Annotated in this window: 15 protein-coding genes; 10 read left to right on the top strand and 5 right to left on the bottom strand. The window is 36.3% G+C overall.

The features are described 5' to 3' along the window. Window positions 1–18 precede the first annotated feature (18 nt). From CKF54_RS05525 to CKF54_RS05515, 3 genes are all read left to right on the top strand, one after another. Complete coding sequence (locus CKF54_RS05525) at window positions 19–1,128, top strand: oligopeptide/dipeptide ABC transporter ATP-binding protein (protein ID WP_119525368.1); 1,110 nt, start codon at window positions 19–21, stop codon at window positions 1,126–1,128. A 327-nt stretch (window positions 1,129–1,455) separates the two neighbouring features. Then, window positions 1,456–2,907, top strand: a complete 1,452-nt coding sequence (locus tag CKF54_RS05520) for a hypothetical protein (protein WP_119525367.1) — start codon at window positions 1,456–1,458, stop codon at window positions 2,905–2,907. Beyond that, complete coding sequence (locus CKF54_RS05515) at window positions 2,897–3,715, top strand: ATP-binding cassette domain-containing protein (protein WP_119525366.1); 819 nt, start codon at window positions 2,897–2,899, stop codon at window positions 3,713–3,715. The genes CKF54_RS05520 and CKF54_RS05515 overlap by 11 nt, the downstream gene beginning before the upstream one ends. 149 nt (window positions 3,716–3,864) lie before the next feature. Here the strand turns inward: CKF54_RS05515 and CKF54_RS05510 are convergent, their stop codons facing one another. From CKF54_RS05510 to CKF54_RS05490, 5 genes are all read right to left on the bottom strand, one after another. Further along, window positions 3,865–4,818 carry a D-2-hydroxyacid dehydrogenase gene (locus CKF54_RS05510; RefSeq protein WP_119525365.1) on the bottom strand — a complete coding sequence of 318 codons (954 nt, stop codon included), beginning with the start codon at window positions 4,816–4,818 and terminating at the stop codon, window positions 3,865–3,867. A gap of 16 nt (window positions 4,819–4,834) precedes the next feature. Next, window positions 4,835–5,674: a 3-deoxy-8-phosphooctulonate synthase gene (gene kdsA / locus CKF54_RS05505; protein ID WP_410454509.1), complete on the bottom strand. Its 840-nt coding sequence runs from the start codon at window positions 5,672–5,674 to the stop codon at window positions 4,835–4,837. 323 nt (window positions 5,675–5,997) lie between these two features. Then, a complete protein-coding gene (serS, locus tag CKF54_RS05500; RefSeq protein ID WP_119525363.1) occupies window positions 5,998–7,299 on the bottom strand; it encodes a serine--tRNA ligase in 1,302 nt (433 codons plus the stop codon). Window positions 7,300–7,385: 86 nt separating this feature from the next. Further along, a complete protein-coding gene (locus CKF54_RS05495; protein ID WP_119525362.1) occupies window positions 7,386–8,501 on the bottom strand; it encodes a bifunctional tRNA (adenosine(37)-C2)-methyltransferase TrmG/ribosomal RNA large subunit methyltransferase RlmN in 1,116 nt (371 codons plus the stop codon). A gap of 193 nt (window positions 8,502–8,694) precedes the next feature. Beyond that, window positions 8,695–9,537, bottom strand: a complete 843-nt coding sequence (locus CKF54_RS05490; RefSeq protein WP_119525361.1) for an inositol monophosphatase family protein — start codon at window positions 9,535–9,537, stop codon at window positions 8,695–8,697. A 478-nt stretch (window positions 9,538–10,015) separates the two neighbouring features. Between CKF54_RS05490 and CKF54_RS05485 the strand changes: the two genes are divergently transcribed. From CKF54_RS05485 to CKF54_RS05455, 7 genes are all read left to right on the top strand, one after another. After that, complete coding sequence (locus CKF54_RS05485; protein ID WP_222987530.1) at window positions 10,016–11,209, top strand: glycosyltransferase; 1,194 nt, start codon at window positions 10,016–10,018, stop codon at window positions 11,207–11,209. A gap of 5 nt (window positions 11,210–11,214) precedes the next feature. After that, a complete protein-coding gene (locus CKF54_RS05480; protein ID WP_119525359.1) occupies window positions 11,215–12,357 on the top strand; it encodes a hypothetical protein in 1,143 nt (380 codons plus the stop codon). An 8-nt stretch (window positions 12,358–12,365) separates the two neighbouring features. Continuing rightward, window positions 12,366–13,544 (top strand): glycosyltransferase, encoded by a 1,179-nt coding sequence (locus CKF54_RS05475; protein WP_119525358.1) that lies wholly within the window; start codon window positions 12,366–12,368, stop codon window positions 13,542–13,544. 132 nt (window positions 13,545–13,676) lie between these two features. Next, a complete protein-coding gene (locus CKF54_RS05470) occupies window positions 13,677–14,324 on the top strand; it encodes an outer membrane beta-barrel protein (protein ID WP_119525357.1) in 648 nt (215 codons plus the stop codon). Between the two features lie 55 nt (window positions 14,325–14,379). After that, window positions 14,380–14,889: a hypothetical protein gene (locus CKF54_RS05465; RefSeq protein ID WP_119525356.1), complete on the top strand. Its 510-nt coding sequence runs from the start codon at window positions 14,380–14,382 to the stop codon at window positions 14,887–14,889. Between the two features lie 370 nt (window positions 14,890–15,259). After that, window positions 15,260–16,141, top strand: a complete 882-nt coding sequence (locus tag CKF54_RS05460) for a WlaTC/HtrL family glycosyltransferase (RefSeq protein ID WP_119525355.1) — start codon at window positions 15,260–15,262, stop codon at window positions 16,139–16,141. Window positions 16,142–16,393: 252 nt separating this feature from the next. Then, a complete protein-coding gene (locus CKF54_RS05455; protein WP_119525354.1) occupies window positions 16,394–17,644 on the top strand; it encodes a glycosyltransferase in 1,251 nt (416 codons plus the stop codon). The last annotated feature ends 262 nt before the right edge of the window (window positions 17,645–17,906 follow it).

Raw genomic sequence — 17,906 nt, 5'->3', positions numbered from 1 at the left:
AAAAGCAGGATAAAATCTATGGCTTTACTCGAAATAAGAAATTTAACCGTAGTAATAAACGATCCTGATAGTGGTTCAGCTGTACCTTTAATCGACAATTTCTCGATTACGATCAAAAACGGGGAATTTGTGGGGTTAATAGGGGAGACGGGTTCGGGCAAATCGGTGATAGCAAGGATTTTAGGGGGGCATATCCGTCCTTCTTGGCAAATAACTTGTGATAGCTTTAGATTTAATGGTAAAGAGCTTTTAACTGACGTTTGTAATTTGGATACTAAACCACTAGCGCAGCTAGTGGGGGTAATAGATCAAGATCCAGCAAACGTTATTGACCCTTCACAAAAAATCCTTACTCAATTACTTGATCGTATGGATCTTAGCCCTAAATGGCAAGGATTTATGTGGAATAAGCGCAAAAAGAAACTCAAAGAGATCGAAGACCTTTTTACGCGTATGGGGATTAAAGAACCTGAACCTATTCTCAATAGCTATTTCCAAGACTTATCGCAAACCGAGCAACACTTAATGGCAATTGCCATGACGGTGGTAACTGAACCCTTGTTCTTAATTGCTGATGAGCCAACCACAGGATTAAACTCGATTTCTACACAAAGGGTGCAGTCGCTCTTTAAACGTTTGAATGCAAACTACAATAAAACCGTTCTGTATTTAAGTAACAACTATTTGACAGTAAAGGGTTTAGTGCATTCAGCGCATATTCTCTACTTTGGGCAAATAGTAGAAAGGTTTATGCACTTAGATGATTATGATAAAGATCTAATCAGCTATGCTCATCATCCTTATACTAAGCTCTTTTTGCAAAGTTTACCGGATTTTACCAGTGATCAACTAATTTATAAAACGCAGTTGTACGCTATTCCAGGACAAATTCCGGAACTAACTAATGTTCCTATGGGCTGTCGTTTTGGTCCTCGTTGTGAGTTTGCGCAGAAAAAGTGCATGCAGGCGCCGGAACTAGAGCGTGATCGTGAGAATGTTTCGAATGAGTTTGCGTGCCATTATCCGTTGGATTATGTCGATGCAGAGTTCTCTGAAAAGATCAAAGAAACGCGTGCTAAAATCAAAAAAGAAATTATGCTCAAAGTAGCAGCAGAAAAAAGTTTATAACTTCTCCTCCAAACTAGCTTAAGTTGCACTTGTGCTACTTAGGTTGGTTGGAGGCTTTTTGCATCTGTGTATTTTTGCATCTGTCTCTTTTTGCATCTTTCTGGAGAATTAACTTCTAAGAAAAAAATTATTGCGGTAAATATCAGGTGAAAAGCTATAAAAACTTCTAGAAATAACATAAACAAACTATATAATAGTATAAACACTAAAATATATTTTATTGCCAGAGTGATTCTGCCAGTTCCACTTATATAAAAAGAGGTTACTCACCAAGTCATTAACCTCCAATGGAAACTTTTAACCTAAGATACAAAGGGTAAAAAGACAATGTCAGATAAAGAAATCAATCCAATTTCGGCAAATTGCCAAAATGAACTGCAAGATCTTGAACAAGAACTTGCTAATCGTTTAGAAGCTGCAGACCAAGCTTACCAATTTTTTAATTTTGATCAATGTGGGAACCGAGTAGTTTCAAACTTCTCGTCACCAGAATTAGCATTAGAACCTGAAGAAGATACTCCTTTAGTTGATTCTAGCCTAAGTAATCTTGTTGACTGGTTAGAAGAAACTGGCGACCAAGATTTTGCTGAACAAGAAGTTTATGCTCTAATTCGTTTTAATAACGAAGTTTTAACTTTAAAACAAAGTTTAAACTCTTTACTACCAAGTATTAGTAAAGGGGTGTTAATTACCCATCCAACTGCTGATGGTTTACAAGACGATGGCTCGCTGCAAGTAGCTGCAGAGTTTGTGGCGCAAAATCCAGGCTTTGAACTGGTAATCTATCCTTATCCGGTTTACCATGGTAATCACCCAATCTATAGCCAGTTAGATAAAGTTAATCGTGAAAACTACTTAGACGCTTTCACTAACTTTGGTCTTGAAGCTCTAATGAATTTAGCGCGTAAAAATGGTGATCTAGATCCTTGGCTGTTTAAAGCCGATGCTGACCAAATTTACGACGCAACTTTATTAAGTAAACAGTTACAAACAATTATTGCTAACCCAGCAAATCATTTCAAAGTAAACTACTTTGTTAAACTGGATTTACACTATACGCCAGAAAGTGACACAGTTTACTACCTACGTAGTAAACTACAATCAAGTAACTTTTTAGTAAAAGCGAAATATGTGCGTGTGGGAATGGTGATTGAAGAAAATCGTGCTAAAGAAGTTTACTTCTTTGAATCACCAGAGACCAGTAAAGTTAGCTTTAAACAGTCTTTAAAAGCTCTTGGGCATTTTATTAAGTATCCGTTTATTAAACGTGATACCAAAAATACCTTTAAAGCAAGTATTGCTTCATATAGTCGCTCAACTTCAAGTGCGCAAAGATACGCGCAACATTCAATGCGTGAGATTCCGGCAAACTTTACTGGAATGTTAAACGCTATTCACTTCAAGTACTTAAAACACGTACATACAGGCAACTGTAGTGAACTCCCTGTAGGTTTAGAGTATCAGAAATTCTTAACTTCAAAAGTTTACCAAGAGTTAGTAAACAAGTGCCCAGATTTAGCCGAAAGTGAACTATTTAACTCGACTGATCTTCTCTTAAGCTATTGCCAAAATATGGACTTCCGTCGTGCGCATGCTTTTAAAGTACTACGTGATTTCTATGCGCAATTACGTTTAGAAGCAAAAGATAAAGAGCAAGCTCAAGCGGAAACAAACGCAAACAGCAAAGCTCAAGGTCAAACTGAAAATGCAAACCAAGGCATGCAAGGTAAAGGGCAAGTAGAAAATACTCAAGCACCAGAGAAAGCTTATGCAAGCTAGTAAAGACATTCTCGTAGTTAACCATTTATTTAAATCCTATACTGAGTCGAAGTTTTTTCGTAAGAAATTTATTGCGGTCGACAAAGTAAGTTTTAAAGTAAAACAGGGAGAGATATTTGGGATTACGGGACATAACTCTTGTGGGAAATCAACTATTGCCAACATGCTAGTGGGATTAGTTGAACCTGATGATGGGGAAATTATTTTTGCCAATCGTCCTCTTTTACACGGCGATAGTAAATATCGTCGTGAGCATATTCGTCTTGCCAAAATAGAGTTGATTGATAGTTTTTTCTTGGCGCGTAATGTCGCTGAATTCTTAGCCTTACCTTTAAAACTAGTGCATGGAGAAAAAGAAAGTCAAACTGATCTAATTAAACAGATTAGTGAGACCTTGCATTTTCTTGAGGCACCAAGTGACTTGATTAATAAGCCATTAAAACGTCTTAATAACCAAGAAAAAGCTTTGGTTTGTTTAGCGCATGCGCTGATTCTTGACCCAGAGATTATTATCGTTGACGATATTTTTGCGACTTGTGACTTATCGTTCAATGGGGTACTAGTTAACCTTTTATTGAAGTTACAAGAAGTCGGTAAGACTATAATTCTCATTACTTCGGAGTTAGGAATTATTAAACACGTGACTGATCGTGTAATGATTTTACAAGGTGGGGTAATTGAGGATTTGGGTAAGACTTATGATGTTCTCACGAATAGTTGTAATGAATTTACTAATCGTTTAGTAAAAAGTTACTTTGGTCATCGTCTTAAAGCTTCAAACTGGTTGTTTAGCTTTAAAGAATTCTAGCCAAACAAAAATAGAGGTAAAGGGGAGTTGGATAACTTCCCTTTACCTCTATCTGTTTTTTTTACTTTGTTTAAGATGATTTTATGCTTAGAGCTTAGAGCTTAGAGCTTAGAGCTTAGAGCTTAGAGCTCAAAGCTTGAATTAGCAAATTAGTAGTTGTTTTTCACAAAAGTATTGATGTGATCAACCATTAAATCAGCTAATTTACGTAAAGATTGTTCACTTGCAAAGGCATTGTGTGGAGTGATAAATAAGTTGTACTCATCTAAGCCTGCAAGTACTAATGGATTGTCTTTTGCTGGTGGTTCTGTGCTTAGAACATCTAAAGCTGCACCTGCAATACGACGCTCTTTTAAAGCTTGTGCTAATACTGCTTCGTTAATTAAACCACCACGACCGGTGTTAATTAAGAATGCTGTTTTCTTCATTAGGTTGATAAAGTCTTGGTTAACTAATTCAACTGTTGAAGGAGTTAGTGGACAGTGTAAGGTAATGTAGTCAGCTTGAGCAATAGCAGTTTTGAATTCAACATAGCCAGGACGAACTTCTTCAGCATTGTGGCGTTCAGCAAAGATAACTTTCATACCTAGCGCTTTAGCTTTTTCTGCTACTAGATTACCGATATTACCTCTACCAACAATAGTTAATGTTTTACCAGCAATATCAAAAATTGGGTAATCATAGTAAGTAAAGCATTTTTGCTCTGACCAACGAGCTTGTAATTGATCACGTGACCAACCGTGGTAGCTACGTGATAAGTTAAAAATAAAACCAATTACGTGCTCAGCTACAGAGTTAGATGAGTAGCCTTCAACGTTTTGTACAGCAATGCCTAGCTCTTTAGCAGCTTCTAAATCAACGTTGTTAGTTCCCGTTGCTGGGATTTGAATTAATTTTAAACGACCAATCTCTGCTAAACGTTCTAACGTAGGGCGATCTAAAACTACTTTTGAAGAGATAATAATATCCGCTTCTTTACTACGCTCAAAAGTTTGCTCTGGAAGAGTGTAAGGATAGCTAATCCAATTGTGTTCAAAGTCTAGTTTTTTCAATTGGTAATTATTTGGGTAGTGTAGAGCATCTAAAAAAACTACATTTAACATGGGAAAACCTCGTTAATTAGTTGTTAAACGACTTAACTAGATCATCAAGTTGTTTAATTTGTTTTAAGAATTCTGGTAACTCAGCAAATGGGGTAGCTGAAGGACCATCACATTTAGCTTGTGCAGGATTAGGGTGGGCTTCCATAAATAGACCAGCTAAACCAGTAGCCATACCTGCACGTGCAAGTTCAAGTGCTTGTTTACCACGACCACCTGAAGCAGCGCCCATAGGATCACGACATTGTAAGCTGTGTGTTACGTCAAAGATTACCGGAGCGTTGTTTGATACTTCTTTCATAGTCGTAAAACCAAGCATATCTACTACTAGGTTGTCATAACCAAAGCAGCTACCACGCTCACAAAGAATTAATTGATCATTGCCGCATTCTCTGAATTTTTCAACAATGTTCTTCATTTGCGCTGGAGAGATAAATTGTGGTTTTTTAATATTGATAACTGCGCCAGTTTTTGCCATAGCTTCAACTAGATCAGTTTGACGTGCTAAGAATGCTGGTAATTGAATGATATCAACAACTTCAGCAACAGGTTGACATTGTTCTTCTGTATGCACGTCAGTGATAATCGCAACATTATCAAATTCTTCTTTTAATTTAGAGAAGATCTCTAAACCTTGTTCCATACCTGGACCACGGTAAGAGTGAATTGAAGAACGGTTAGCTTTATCGAAAGAAGCTTTAAATACATATGGAATCCCTAGTTTTTGGGTAATTTCCATGTAGGTTTCTACCGCTTTACGGGCAAAATCTAAATCTTCTAGAACGTTAATACCACCAAAAAGGACAAATGATTTGTCATTGGCAACAATAATTTTATCTTGAATTTTAACTTCTTTCATAATGCAAATGAGTTTAATTTTAGTTAATTGAGTATATTATACAAGAAAGTCAAAGGGAACCAAAAAGCTTATAGCAAAGTGTGACTTAAGTCATGTTTTTGCATTGCGCTAGTTTAGTCTGAATGAGCTATGCCCCAAATGCTAGACAAAACGAAAAACTAACATTTGGAGGTATTGCTCGTTATGAAATTTTCAGATCTTTCTTGTCTGACCTGTATTGTCTGACCTGTATTGTCTGACTTTGCTTAATTTAATTTGGTCTTACGACAAATGTAGAGATAGCAAAAAGGAGTTCCTAAGGAACTCCTTTTTTAGTGGAAAAATTATTTTTTCACTACGTTGATCACTTCTTGACCGTGCATGTATTTACGTAATACTTCAGGAATTACAATTGAACCATCAGCTTGTTGATAGTTTTCTAATACTGCTACTAAAGTACGTGATAATGCTAAACCAGAACCGTTTAAAGTATGAACTAGTTCAGGTTTTTTGCTACCTTCACGACGGAAACGTGCTTTCATACGACGAGCTTGGAAGTCACCCATGTTTGAACATGAAGAGATTTCACGGTAAGTGTTTTGTGCTGGTAACCAAACTTCTAAGTCGTAAGTTTTTGTTGAACTAAAGCCCATGTCACCAGTACATAGAACGATACGACGGTATGCTAAACCTAATTTTTCTAAGATAGATTCTGCTTGTAAAGTTAGTTTTTCTAACTGTTCCATTGAATCTTCTGGTTTAGTAATGTGTACTAATTCTACTTTTTCAAATTGGTGTAGACGGATACAACCACGAGTATCACGACCATAGCTACCTGCTTCAGAACGGAAGCATGGTGTATGTGCACAATAACGTAATGGTAATTCTTTATCTTCAGTAATAGAATCAGCTACTAGGTTAGTTACCGGTACTTCTGCTGTAGGGATTAAGTAGTAAACTTTATCACCTTGATCGTCAATTGGTTTAATTTGGAATAGATCTTCAGCAAATTTTGGTAATTGACCTGTACCAAATAAAGTTTCAGCGTTCACCATGTAAGGAACGTAAACTTCTTGGTAGCCAGCAGCATAGTGCTCGTCTAGCATGAACTGAATTAGGGCACGGTGTAAACGTGCTACATCACTTTTGAATACTACAAAGCGAGAACCAGTTAAACGAGCAGCTGATTTGAAGTCAATACCGTAAGTTAATTCACCTAAATCAACGTGATCTTTTACTTCAAAATCAAAAGTACGAGGTGTACCCCAACGTTTAATTTCAACATTGTCGTTTTCATCTTTACCTTCAGGCACGTCAGCTGCAGGTAAGTTAGGTAAACGTGAAGCAATATCAAATAATTGTTGTTGTACTTGCGCTAATTTAGCTTTGTCTTGATCTAAGTTAGTTGCAAGTTCATTTGCTTGGGCAATTAGATCATCTGCATTTTGCCCTTGTGCACGTAAACGACCAACTTGCGCAGCTAGTTCGTTACGTTTTGCTTGCGTAGATTCAGTCGATGTTTGTAAAGTTGATCTTTGTGCTTCTAAAGATTTAATTAACTCTACATCTAAATCAACATTACGTTTTGCTTTTAAAAGACGAGCAACCTCTTCAGTTTGCGTACGTAGTAAAACTGGATCTAACATTTTGAATCTTCCTAAATAGTGTAATTGTTTAGAATTAACTAATTTATTATATCGTTATTTGTAAAAGAGTTTAGCGATATTTTTGCTTAAAGGTTACGTACTTTTAAGCCAGCTTCTAATTGGCGTTTTTGTAAAGTTCGTTTGGTACGGTCGATAACATCTCCGGCTAATTGCCCGCAAGCTGCATCTATATCGTCACCACGAGTTTTACGTACAGTTACGACCATGTTGTATTGTTCAGTAAGAACTTTTTGGAAACGGTCAATACGCGAATTAGATGAACGTCCGTAAGGAGCACCAGGGAATGGGTTCCATGGAATTAAGTTAATTTTACACGGAACATCTTTGAGTAGTTGCGCTAACTCATGTGCTTGATCCATTGAATCATTTACATGATCTAACATCACGTACTCAACTGTTACTTTACCACGGTTAGCTGGAGCTTTGGCAATAAAGCGTTGGACAGCCGCTAGGAAAGTCGCGATATTGTACTTTTTGTTAATCGGTACAATTTCATCACGCAGAGCATCGTTTGGTGCGTGCAGGGAAATTGCCAGAGCACAGTCGATTTTACCCGCGATAATATCAAGTGCAGGAACTACGCCTGAAGTTGAAATAGTAACGCGACGTTTAGATAAACCATAGCCAAGGTCATCTAACATAATACGTAGAGCTGGTAAAACGTTATTTACGTTTAGTAAAGGTTCTCCCATCCCCATCATTACCACGTTAGTAATTGGGCGCTCACCATAAGTACCAAGTTCTTTGATACGTTGATTTGCACGCCAAACTTGACCGATAATTTCTGCAACTGTTAGATTTTTATTAAAACCTTGTTGGGCAGTTGAACAGAAAGTACATTGCAGAGCACAACCTACTTGTGAAGAAACACACAGAGTTCCACGATCAGTTTCTGGGATAAACACAGTTTCAATTTGTTGTTCACCCACTTGCATAGCCCATTTAATTGTGCCATCGGCAGAGATTTGCTCTACGGCAATTTCTGGAGCTTTGATTTCGCATTGCTCTTGTAAGAACTGACGCATATCTTTAGAGATATTAGTCATTTGTTCAAAATTATCCACCCCATGGTGGTAAATCCATTTCATTAGCTGTTGTGCACGAAATGGTTTATGCCCTTGTTCTTGTAAGTAATTTTTGAGCTCTTGGGCATCAAAATTTAAAAGATTTACTTTATTCATTGATAGTTAAAAAATTGAATATTGATCCTTAGATAGGAAATAAATAGCTTCTATTTGATCGGGCAATATTATAGCGTAAAAAACTATTTTTTACTTGTTTTTTAATTAGAAAAAAGGAACGAGAGCTTCGTTCCTTTTTTTGTAATTGTTTGTTTGCTAAGTCGAAATAATTTTTTAAGTGGTAATTGTTTGCTTAGCCAGCATTTGCTAAATTGTGTAGACGGGTTACGCCGTGGATAATTTTAGCAATAGCTTTAACTACTTCAATGTTACCAGCGATAACTTCGTCATTTTCTAAATAACGATTTCCGCCTTGGAAGTCAGTTACAATTGCATTAGCTTCACGTGCAATTAGATCACCGGCAGCAATATCCCAAGGTTTAATGCCTTCTTCAAAGAAACCGTCAAAACGACCAGCTGCTACATAGCAAAGATCTAAAGCTGCAGCACCTAAACGACGTACGTCAGCCATACCTTGGTTAAATAGTAAAGGTAAAACTTCTAACTGACGTTGTAAACGTTGTGGCTCTTTAAAAGCGTAACCTGTAGTAATAATTTTACCTGTTAAACCTGAACCTTTGGCATGTGGTTCTAAACGTAAACGACGGTCGTTTAAGAATGCACCGTTACCTTTTGATGCTGTATAAAGTTCGTCTGTAATAGGGTTGAATACTACTGCTGCTACAGTTTCACCATTTTCTTGCACCGCAATCGATACTGCAAAATGTGGGTTACCCATAATAAAGTTACGAGTACCGTCTAATGGATCAATAATCCAAGTACGTTTACCTGCAACTTTGTATTGTTTTGGAGTGTATTTTGCAGCAGTTTCTTCTGCAACGATAAAATCTTCAGGATATGCTCTTTTGATTACAGCAATAATTGCTTCTTCTGAAGCTTTGTCGATATTGCTTACGTAATCGTTAATTCCTTTTGTTTCTACACGAATGTTATTACGGTTGTAGAAACCATCACGTAAAATTTCTGCACCTGCAAATGCGGCATTTTTAGCAATGCCTAAAAGAGCTTTACTCATAATCTTCTTTATTTAAAAATCTGGATTGTAATTCGTAGGGATATTATAGCAGATTGTAACCTTAAGCGCAGAACAAAAAAGCTTAGTTAAGAGGCAAATGTCTGTATTTGCCACTGGCTTAAGCAATAAGAAATAGTCTATTTTAATTTGAGAGATCACAGGTAAATATGTTGGAGTTAGCTAGTTCGAAAGCGAGAGGTTATATCTAGTTAGTATGTGTTTAGCAGGTTTGTGAGATTTAAATTTGAATCACATGCTAGATTAAATTCTAATTGGAATGTGATAGTTAGGTTAATACGATGGCAGGATAAGTAGACAAATGATTGCTCTTTCTTTTGTTTATTACTATCTAAAATTATGTATTTGTCTATACTTAAAGTATTTCCTAAAGTAACGAAGTTTCAATAGAGTTAGACCGTAAAATGTTATAATAGAGTTTAAAAAGTTTTGTAAAAGGTTTTACTCTATGGAGCATAGTATGCAGTTAGCTTTTACTGCTGACAAAAATACCTTTCATTTAATTTCTCCTCAATTAAAGAATATTATTGCCTTTAATCGTCAGAAGCTGACGATTATAGTTGTGCACAACATCGAGCCTGAAGCTAATGCTGCCCTTTTTAGTCAGCTAGAGCAAGAGTTCGCCTCTTATCATCAGGTGGAATTTAAGTTTCATTACCTCCCTGCAAGTTTACAACAAGAGTGGGGAATGCCTGCTAAATATACTAATCATGGCATTTACTTACGTCTTTACTTACCTCGTTTAGGTTACCATGGACGCGTTTTATATCTAGATCTAGATTTACTTTGTTTAGGAGATCTAGAGGCGCTGTATAACTATGACTTACAAGGTAAGTCACTAGGTGCAGTAACCGATATCAATAATCACCTACAAAGATTTAATAGTAAAACTTTCTTTGATGAACGTTTTTCTCTAGCACTGCAACAAGCTGGCTTTGGGGAAAGTAAAGATTACTTTAACTCTGGGGTTTTACTTATTGATCTTGATGCTTTAGAAGCTAGAGGCAACCCTTGGGTAACACGTCTAAATGAAATCTTTAGTAAAGGTGTATTTTTACATGACCAAGATTTTCTTAATGAAATTCATTTAGAAGATCGTGTAAAACTACCAGTAAAGTATAACTACTTAACTTTTTGTCTAATACCACAAAGACATTTCCTTATGTACAAAGAGTGGGACTTTACTAAGATCTCAGCTCCAAGTGAAAAACAAAAGTTCTTTGCGCAAACCGAGTTACCGGTACTGGTGCATTTTATTGGTAGAGAAAAAATACATCTACACAGTCATCAAGAATTTAAAGATATCTATGCTTACTTTGCCGAACAAACGGTTGAACAAATTGTTCAACGTCCGGTAGATTTTTATCAAGGCATGGCGCTAGATTTCTTTACAACTTTTGGTTACCTAGCTGCTTGCTATGACTTTGATCTGGAAGCAATTGATGCCTTTGGAAAAGTTACCCCAGCAATGATTGGCAAACTGCAAAGAGGCAAGCCTTACAATGCTAGTCCAGCAGTGTTAAATCCTTATTTAATCAAAAGTAAAACTCTTTCCTCCTTTTTAACTCGTATTTTTGCGAGTAAGAAAAAGCGCTTGGCTTATGCGCAAAAAGTGTATGCTAAGCATGCAAATTTCTTTGCTAAATACCACTAACAGCTATGGATATTATTAAACAAATAGATGAAGCTAATCAGCAAATAACAGTTTTTATTGTGCCTGATAATAGCGAACATACTTATGAAAACGTGGGCACCATTTACAATACCTTGCATTTAGGGAATCGTAATTGGCCAGTTTTCTTACTTGATGTTGAAGGAAGTTCAAGGGAATTAATTAGTCCAAGACGTTCAATCACGCTAGAAGAATTACAAAAGTTAGATATACATAACCCGAATCGTTATTATGTCTTTATTATCCAAGACCACAAAGAAGCCAATATCATTGCCTTAAAAGAAAGTCTGGGTTTACAAGGGAAATACAGCCCTGCAGAACTTGAAGAGCTTACAATAAAAACAGGGGTGAACCCTGCTTACCTTTATCGTGAGCAAGTAGGACAGCGTGCTTTTGGTACAGGAGCAAAAGTATACTTTGTTCTATGTGTTGACTACATGACACGTTTCCACCGTAATTGGCAAAGCATGGCAGATGTTGCTGCTTTTAACTTTGACGGCTATTTTATTCGTGGTTCGGCAAGCTTGCAGTTATTTAATAACTGCGCGCGTAACTTCCCGTTAATTTTAAATAAAGGGCGCGTACAAGCTTACCCAACGGTAGCTACTGATTTAGCTTGTGTTAATAAGAAATTAAAAGTTTGTTATACCGAGACAATTTTCCGTTTTATGTCGAGTCATAACATTCGTTTCTTCTTTAGCTCAATTGTACCAGAATTAGCTGAACAAGTTGAGTTTGTAAACCTATCTGAAGCGCGTTTAAATGAAGCAAGAAATCATCTCGCTGATTCTGCGGTATTTTTAGCGCTAGATATGGGAGTTGAGTATGCTAACCTAGTGCCTGAAGCTATGTTAACCGGTAACCTAGTGCTCGGTTTTAGCGGAGCATATGACAGCCAAGCAATGGTAGATCAATTTGCTGATTTTTCACCAGAGGGTGACTATCGTGATGTTGCGCAAAAACTCGTAAAATATCTACTGCAGTATAAAGAAGCTCTTGCTGGTAATCCTAACTATCTACACCCACAAGCTTTTAGAGCAAAAATGTTTGCTGAGGAAACCTTTAGTGTAGATAAACTAGCTGATAGTTACTTAGCTTTACTAAGAGCTTTACATATAAATGCGAGTTAAGAGGAGATATGTATAATTACTACACTAACAGTTCTGAAGTAATTCAGCTTGAAGATGGCACAGAAAGAGTAAAATCTCGTTTTTTCTTCTTTATGGCAAGTCCTCCGGTAACTGGTGGAGATTTAGTTACTGTTGATCATGCGCGTAAGTTAAGACAAGCTGGCGTAGATGCACGTATTCTCTTCTTACCAAATAAAAAATTTGGTAACCTGCATTCAGATTTCCCAGCAGATATTCCAATTAACTTACTAAGCAGTGAGTTAATTCTTACCCCAACTGATTTTGTGGTGGTAGGAGAATCTCAAGCTCCAGTGTACCGTGATATGAATCATTGGTTTGAAACTAATAATCCTAACTTACCTAAGTTTATTATGTTCAACCAAGCAGTCCACTGGACAGCTTACGCTTTTAAAAATCGTCAGTACTTTAATAGTTTGCATTTTGCTGGGTTAATTTGCGCAAGCAACTTCGTGAAAAACTATATGCAGGAAAATCTTGGTTTAGAGATTAATAAAGTCTTTAAGGCTGTGCATGTAGTTTGTCCTGCAACTAGCATTCCAGCAGAAGTTCTAGCTTTACCAAGCTCAACTTCACGTGCTGAGAAAAAGAAAAAACCTAAATGCCGTATTAGTTTTATTCAAAACCCACGTAAACGTGCCGATGAAATTAATACGTTAAAATTTATGTTTACCAGCTTATATCCAGATTATGCGGATAAAGTTGAGTTTGTGAAAATTGATAAGAAAACTCACCGTGAGACTTTAGAGATTATGCGTTCGAGCGATATCTTTATTAGTAGCGGTTATATGGATTCGCATAACTTGCCTGCAGTTGAAGCTATGGCTTGTGGTTGCCATGTGGTAGGTTATACTGGCTTAAGTACACCAGTAGACTACTTTAATAGCAATAATGGCTGGTGGTTTGAACAAGAAGGGCAATTAAATAAAAATGTTCTCTTGTTAAAAATGGCAGTAGATCTTTACTACTCTACTGATAAAAAGCAAAAAGAAGTTCGTCAAAACCTCATTGCTAATGGGGAAAAGACTGTAAAAGAACTCTTTAGTGAAACCGCTGCTAATACGCAAATTATTCCGGCTTATCAAGATATTTGGCAAAAAGCAGTAGCTCCTTACTATGGAGATGTTTCAGTTTTTGCAAGTAAGTCTCAAGCTTATTTTAAGAATTAACAAAAATTTAAGAGTTTTTTTAGATATACTTGTCTAAGTTAAGTATTCTTTGAAAAAGTTTAGTCCGCACTTAAAAACTTGTTATAATGGATTTAAGTGGACTATAACAACAGTTGTCAAGAAAGGTTTGATATGAAATTAGTAAAATCATTAGCAGCTTTAACTTTAGTTGCAGGTGTATTTGCTCAAACAGCAAATGCTACAACTTTTGCAGATGAAAAATTCCGTTTTGATGCTAACTTAGGCTTCAAAGTTTCTCACTTTAGCGTAAAAGATAGCTCAACTAACTACAACCCAGGTTCATTCCAATTAAACTTATCTGGTCACTACTTCTTCTTCAACAATGATAAAGTAGCAGTAGGTGGTGGTCTTGAAGTAGGTGGTTCAGTAGGTACTTACACAGTTGGTTCTACTAACAACCACTACTACTCTTCTACTTACGAGTCTACAGATGAAAGAACTGGTTCTCGTAGATTCACAGATTACAACGCTGGTTTAAGTTTATTAACTCAATTCAGAATCGAAAACAGCGGTTTTGTTCCTTACGCTCAATTCAGCGTAGGTTACCAAGTAGCTGATTTACGTAACACAAGAAGCTCAGCTGACAGATCATTCAAGTACAAAGGTGTGTACGTGAAATTAGGTGGTGGTGTTTCTTGGTCTAACGGTTTCACAGCAGGTGTTTATGTATCATACGCACCAAACATGAAATCTGACGAAGTTGTAGAAACAAAAGCATCTAATAAAGTTGTTGGTGCACAATTTGGTTGGAAATTCTAATAACCTAAGCCCCTTATAAGTTCCTTATAAGGGGTATTATTTTAAGGAAAGAGCTATGAAACTTTCGGTAAAATTATTAGCGACAACTATTTTAACGGCAGCAAGTTTAGGCGCTGCTAATGCTTCACTTTCAGGAAGTGTATCTTACTTTAGTCAAAGTTATGGTGATGGCTTAAAAGCTACAGGTGCAAGATTTACTCTTGGCTATGGTTTTACTGTATTAAATACACTTACAGTTGGTCCAGAGTTCTCTTATGCACGTGGTACGTTAAATCGTTCTTCATATAACTCTGACAGCTACTATGATTTATCTGCTGGAGCATTTGCAAACCTGCGTTTAAACTATGATTTAATTTCTCCAGAGTTACGCGTAAGTGCTGGTTATGCTGGAGCTAAATTCTTCAATAGAAACTATTTAAATGGTGTTTACTCACAAGTTGGTGTTGGGGTAAATGTACTTGGCTCTGCATATGTGGGTGTTTCTTACCGTTATACTCACTTAAGCAATAGCAACCGTGATTATAGTGGTAGTTCTTACTCGTTCAATCTTGGCTTCTCATTCTAAGCCAATTTTGGAACAGTAAGTAGCACGAGAACAAATTTCTCAATTCCTCTTAGATTATTGTTGAGGATTATTGTTGAGCAAATTTATAATGACCTGCTTTTGCCGGTCATTTAAGCCTTTGAGTTTTTAAGACAGATTAACTCAAACTAAGAAAGAGCGCCCTTAAAAAGGGGAGCTCTTTCTTAAAATACGCGACTATAGCTTTGCCAGATTTTGGATAAGTAACAAAAGGTTATTATCATAATATGATATAATCTTAGCAAACTTTACTTATAATTTAGCAAACTATTCGACAGTTTACTGTCGATAGTCTTAACAGTAGAATCTGTTGCCTGAATTTTTTTAAATGTATTAGGTTCAATTTAGGAATATGACAGATAATAGCAAAATAACGATTGTTACTGCTTTCTATGCTCTAGGTCGTGAAGGCTGGCAGGGCTTTGAACGTAGTGACGATGTTTACTATGAACGCTTTACTCGATTAGCTCGTCTCAAAAACGATATGATTGTGTATGTCGCGAATCAAGAAAACAAAGACAGGGTTTTAAAAGTTCGTAATCAGGTTTGTCCTGGTGGTAGAACAGAAGTGGTTATCTATGATTTCATGGAAGACCAAAAAGATGTTTATGAGAAAATTCAAAACATTCTTGATAACCCTGAATATAAAAGTAAGGTTCCCGTAAAACTTCACCAAAATCCAGAATACTGGAATGGTTGGTATGTTTTAGTTAACCTTGTAAAAACTTACGTAGTACGTGATAGTATCCAAAAAGGACTAGTTAAAGACAAACTTGTCGCTTGGGTTGACTTTGGTGTTGCTCGTGAAGATGATTATTTTGAAAATCTAGACGAGTGGAAATATGACTTCCCACAAAATAAAGTGAACGTTTACAATGTGAGAAAATATAAGTACTTCCCACGTTTAAAAACTGAAGAAGATACTCATCGCCTCATGTATGAAAACGATAACTACATTATTGGCACAGCGTTTGTTTCTGGGCAAGCAAAAATGGTTGAGTACTGTAACTACTTCCAAGAAGCAGTGCAATATCTACTTGCCAAAGGCATTACTGACGATGATCAAGGAATTATGATGTATCTCTTCTGGAAGTATCCAAGAATGCACAAACTTCACTTCCTTGGGAAACCAAAACGTCCAGGCTGGCCTCTTGAGGGAATTTTCCAAAGAGTTAACCAAAATAAAAGAGGTTACAAGTTTAGGGAAAAGATTAGAAGACTATTTGGTAAATAAAACAAATTACATCTACTCTTTACTTCTACCCTAAGGAGAACGATATTCTTATCGGACTCTGTACTGTACTAATCTTAGTATTTCAATTACCTTATACACTTTATTACATACTTAAGTTGTTAAATATCTTAAAGTTGTTAAACATCTTGGAACGGAGAATGTAAAAAATAACCGGGAAAAGTAGTTAGAACTTCTAGATTTGTTAAGCATACTTAAGCTTGTAGTTTGGTTAAACTCTTTACAAGGATAGCAATGAGTCAAACGAAACAAATAGTTTTGACAGCTAATAAAGGTTACTTTCCTCATGTTATTGCGTTAATTAAATCCTATCTCGCATTTAATCGTGATCATACTACTTTTATTATTGTTCACGATGTTGCAGATCCAGAGGATCCTAGCCTAAAACAAATAGCTGATGAATTTGTTAACTGTCCAAGCTTAAAATTCGATTTTATTTGTGCCAATAAACAGACTTTACTAGATTGGGGCTCACACCCTGAACTGGTAGACAATCCTGTAATGTGGCGCTTACTAATTCCAGAGTTTCCTTACACTGGAAGAATTTTATACATTGATGTAGATATTTTATTTACCGGATCAATTGCAGAGTTATTTACTCAAGAAGATATTCTTAAGGGTAAGTCAATTGGAGTTTGCGTTGATTTAAAAGATTATCAAGCTAAGTTCCAACGTAAGAACCCATATGATGATCCATATTTTCCTGACATCATTAGAGAACTACCTTTTGGTCAAACTCTAGATAATGCGTTCTTTAACGCTGGGGTTATTTTGATTGATGTTGAGAAAATAAGAAAGAGTCTAGATCCTGAAAAAAATCTTTGGCAATACCATTTCCCAGAGTATTTTAGTAAGGGGAAATTTGAAGGACTTGATCAAACTTTCTTGAATATAGTTCACTTTAATGACAAAGCAATTTTGTCAAGTAAGTACAACTTTTTTAGTTTATTCTTAAGTGAAACTCGCTTTTATGTTGATCTTGCTGGCTGGAAAGATTATCCAAAAGCTTTAGCTGAGGGTAAAGTAGAGCCACCAATGTACCCATCAATCTTACACTTTTTAACGATTTCTCCAGCAAAAGCTTGGGATAGTCCGCAAAAAGATTTCCGTGAAATGTACAACTTCTACGCTAAGCAAAGCACTAGCGAGATTTTGGCAAAACCGGAAAGTTACTATCTGAACATGATGGTAAATTACTACGATCACTACGGATACACACCTGGTCTGCTAGATTCAAGTATTTACAGTAAATACTTGTTCAATGTAACCATTGAACAAGTAGTAAAGTCTGTTAGTCCATTCGCTCGAAAATGGGGAGTATCCCCAATTTTCCTGAATCAATTTATTTACCGCGCACGCGGTTTAAGAAAATTGTTAACTAAGAAAAAATCGGGTTATGTTAGAAGAATGGCTGCAGTTGCTGAACATGCTGAGAAAAACTTTAAGTCTTTTGAAGAACTAGCTTTAGAAGATAAGAAGAAATAGCTTGTTAGGCAAGGTAGATAAAGCTGATTAAGCTTTATAGAGACAGACTAGCTGTAAGACAAAATTGTTCAATAATAAGGAGGTTATTTACCTCCTTATTGTCTTTTACGATCAAGATAAACTTGTAAGCTATACTATCATTTTCTTTAACATCAGTAACCTTGCTTTTATATCGTTAACCTTATACTGATAACCGCCTTTATCGTACGATCGCCTTCAAAACTCTACTTAACTTTAGCTTTCTTTAGCTTCCTTTAGCTTC

It is taken from the genome of Psittacicella hinzii (genome assembly GCF_003585885.1).
Lineage (GTDB): Bacteria > Pseudomonadota > Gammaproteobacteria > Enterobacterales > Psittacicellaceae > Psittacicella.
This window is presented reverse-complemented; position numbering and strand designations above follow the sequence as displayed.